2 protein-coding genes and 1 tRNA gene are annotated in these 3,454 nt (G+C 73.3%); 1 reads left to right on the top strand and 2 read right to left on the bottom strand.

The genetic code is table 11. The features are described 5' to 3' along the window. Positions 1-135 precede the first annotated feature (135 nt). On the top strand, positions 136-1,212 hold the full coding sequence (locus ADL22_RS12110; protein WP_234430662.1) for a hypothetical protein: 1,077 nt from the start codon (positions 136-138) through the stop codon (positions 1,210-1,212). A gap of 18 nt (positions 1,213-1,230) precedes the next feature. Here the strand turns inward: ADL22_RS12110 and ADL22_RS12115 are convergent, their stop codons facing one another. Both ADL22_RS12115 and ADL22_RS12120 read right to left on the bottom strand, forming a co-directional pair. Next, positions 1,231-3,264, bottom strand: coding sequence for a M3 family metallopeptidase (locus ADL22_RS12115; RefSeq protein ID WP_107116277.1), 2,034 nt, complete (start codon positions 3,262-3,264; stop codon positions 1,231-1,233). 100 nt (positions 3,265-3,364) lie between these two features. Further along, a tRNA-Pro gene (locus ADL22_RS12120) sits at positions 3,365-3,438 on the bottom strand. Positions 3,439-3,454: the final 16 nt, after the last annotated feature.

Consider the following 3,454-nt stretch of genomic DNA (forward strand, 5'->3'; position numbering starts at 1 on the left):
CCCCCCCCCCGCCCGCCGATAACCCCCCACCCCCCGCCCGTTACTGTGTCGGACGGCCCGGTCGGTTTCCGCCGGCCGACGCGCGGCGGACAGGGCCCAGGCAAAACGAACAACACCGAAAAAACGGGGGTTTCCGTGCGCGTACGCAGACGGATGGCGGGTGCGGCGGGCGCGAGCCTGCTCATGCTGCTGGCGGTGGGATGCGCCGGCGCGTCCGGCGGCGCGCCGAAGCCGGGCGCGTCCGAGACGGTGCGGCCCGCCGAGCCGCTGCCCATGGAGTCCGCGGCCCGCGCCGCCACCTGGACCGGCACCGACCACAAGACCCACCCGCTGCGGCTCAAGCCCACCCGGCTGGCCCTCGGCCACCCCTCGGACCTCGCCCACATCCGGCTGGACGACGACCTCAAGGGCATGGTCCCGTACTACCTGACGGTCTCCTACACCAACACCGGGAAGGAGACCGCCGACAACCTCTACCCGGAGCGGAACTTCACCGTCAGCGGGACCGACGGCCAGGCCGGCGAGCAGGTCTCGCTGTTCCGCAGCAACCCGCTGGCCACCGGCTCCGGCCTGCCGCCCGAGTGCCAGGAGGCCGGCAAGGCGAAGCTGGCCCCCGGGGAGACCACGGCGGTCTGCCAGATCTTCATGCTCCCCAAGGGGCAGAAGCCGTCGATCGTCTCCTACAAGGACGACGGCGGCGACACCCTCCTCTGGCAGATCGCCGGCACCCAGACCGGCGCGGCCGGCGTCCTGCCCGCCCACAAGCCCGCCGACGCCGTCACCACGGACAGCGACCGCCGCACGGCGACCGTCCTGGCCACCCCGAAGAGCGTCCGCACCGGGTCGCTCGCCGACCTGAGCCGCTTCGACCTCAGCGCCGAGCAGAAGAAGCTCGTCCCGTATTACGTGACGGTCGAGTACCGGAACACCGGCACGTACGACCTGCTGCCCAGCCTGAACGACAACCTGGTCCTGACCAGCGCCAGCGGGCAGCAGGTCCGGAAGATGCTCCTGCTGGACATCGGCGGCCCCGGCGTCCCCCAGTGCCCCGACGCCGTCCCCGACAAGATGGTCAAGCCCGGCGCCTCGGTGACCGAGTGCACCATCCACATGCTGCCCAAGGGGGACCCGCCCGCCTCGCTCACCTTCCAGGGCGACGGTGACGGCGCCCGCCCGGTCACCTGGCGCGCCACCGCCGACCCCGGGGCGTGACGGTCCGGGGGCCGCGGCCTATTCCGGGCCGGCTGCGGCTCCCCGCCGCTCCAGCAGCGGCCCGATGTCCGGATCGCGCCCGACGACCGCGCGAAACGCCGCCATCGGGTCGAGGGAGTTGCCCCGGCTGAGCAGCTCCCGCCGGAAGATCTCGCCGCTCTCCCGGACCGTCCGGCCGTTCTCCCGGAACCACCGCACGGTGTCCGCGTCCAGGATTTCCGCCCACCGGTAGCCGTAGTAGCCGGCCGCGTAGCCGCCGCCGAAGACGTGGGCGAAGTAGCCGGTCCGGTAGCGCGGCGGGATCGCCGGGACGGCCAGCCCGTAGCGCTCCAGCGCGGCCGCCTCGAACGCCTCCGCGCCGTCCGGGCCGGGCAGTTGGCCGGCCGGGACGGTGTGCCACGCCCAGTCCAGGACCGCCGCGGCCAGGTGCTCGACGCTGTCGAAGCCCTCGCCGAACCGTTCCGCCTCCCGCAGCCGGGCCGGCAGGTCCGCCGGCATCGGCTCCCCGGTGCGGTGGTGCCGGGCATAACGGGCCAGCACCTCCGGCCACTCCGCCCACATCTCGTTCACCTGCGAGGGGAACTCCACGAAATCGCGCGGCACCTCCGCCCCCGCCAGCGACGGGTAGCGGACATCGGAGAACAGCCCGTGCAGCGCGTGCCCGAACTCGTGGAAGAGCGTGGTGACCTCGCTCCAGTTCAGGAGCACCGGCTCGCCGGGCGCCGGTTTGGCGATATTGAGGTTGTTGACGACCACCGGCCGCTGCCCCAACAGGTGCGACTGCGAGACCAGTTCGTTCATCCAGGCGCCGCCGCGCTTGGACTCCCGGGCGTGGAAGTCGCCGATGTGCAGGCCGAGCGGGCCGCCGTCGGCGTCGCGCACCTCGAAGACCCGCGCGTCCGGGTGGTACGCGACCAGATCCGGCCGCTCGGTGAACGTGATTCCGTACACCATCGTCGCGGCGTGGAAGACGCCGTCCCGCAGGACCGCCTCCAGCTCCAGGTACGGGCGCAGCGCGGCCGCGTCCAGGTCGAACCGCTCCCGCCGCACCCGCTCCGCGGAGAACTGCCAGTCGGCGGCGCGGACCTCCGGGACGCCGGCGGCCGCCGCCAGCGCCGCCGCCTCCCGCTCGGCGTGCGCCAGGGCCGGACCGATCAGCTTCCGGAACATCTCCTCCACGGCGGCGGTCGTCCCGGCCGTCTGGTCCGCGACCTGCCAGGAGGCGTGGCTGGGGTGCCCCAGGAGCGCGGCACGCTCGGCCCGCAACCGGGCCACGGCCACCGCGACCGCCCCGTTAGCGGCCCGCCCGCGCCCCATGGACGCGGCCAGCAGCCGCTCCCGCAGCACAGGGTCCTCCAGGGAGGCCAGCTGCGGCTGGTTCGTGAAATTGCGCAGGCTCAGCACATAGCCGCCGTCCCGGCCGAGCGCCCGGGCGTTCTCGGCGGCCGCGGCGATCTCGTCCGCGGGCAGCCCGGCCAGCTCCTCGGCGCGCTCCACCACCAGCGCGGCGGCCGCCGTGTCGGCCCGCAGATTCTGCTGGAACTCCGTGCACAGCGCCGCGATCTCCGTATTGAGCGCGCGCAGCCGCCGCTGCTCCTCCGGGGCGAGCCGGGCCCCGGCCCGCACCCGGGCGGTGTGGTGCCGCTCCAGCAGCCGCAGCCGCTCACCGTCCAGTCCGAGCCGCTCCCGCCGCCCGTACAGCTCCTCCAGCCGGGCGAACACCGCCGGATCCATCAGCACCGCGTCCTCGTGGGCGGCCAGCCGCGGCACGATCTCCGCCTCCAGCGCCTGCGTGGCCTCGTCGGTGTCCGCGTGCGCCTTGTTGAAGAACACCGCCGCGACCCGCCGCAGCACCGCCCCGCAGCGCTCCAGCGCCTCCACGGTGTTCTCGAACGTCGGCGGCGCGGGATCCGCCCCGATGGCCGCCACCTCCGCCAGTTGCTCGGCCATCCCCCGCTCGAACGCCGGCCGGAAGTGCTCATGCCGAATCCGCTCAAACGGCGGCAGCCCGTAAGGAAGTTCACTACCCGAGAAGAATGGATTCACCCCCACCTCCTCCCCCGCCCCCACCCCACCAACCGCCCACTCCCCGAAAAGCAGTCGACCCCGGCCTCCTCAACCAGGAGACCGGGGTCGATCTGTGTTCCTTCAGTCGGGGTGGCGGGATTTGAACCCACGACCTCTCCGTCCCGAACGAAGCGCGCTGCCAACCTGCGCTACCCCCCGAAGCTACGAGCTATAG

The sequence above is a fragment of the Streptomyces sp. NRRL F-4489 genome (assembly GCF_001509485.1).
Classification (GTDB): domain Bacteria; phylum Actinomycetota; class Actinomycetes; order Streptomycetales; family Streptomycetaceae; genus Streptomyces.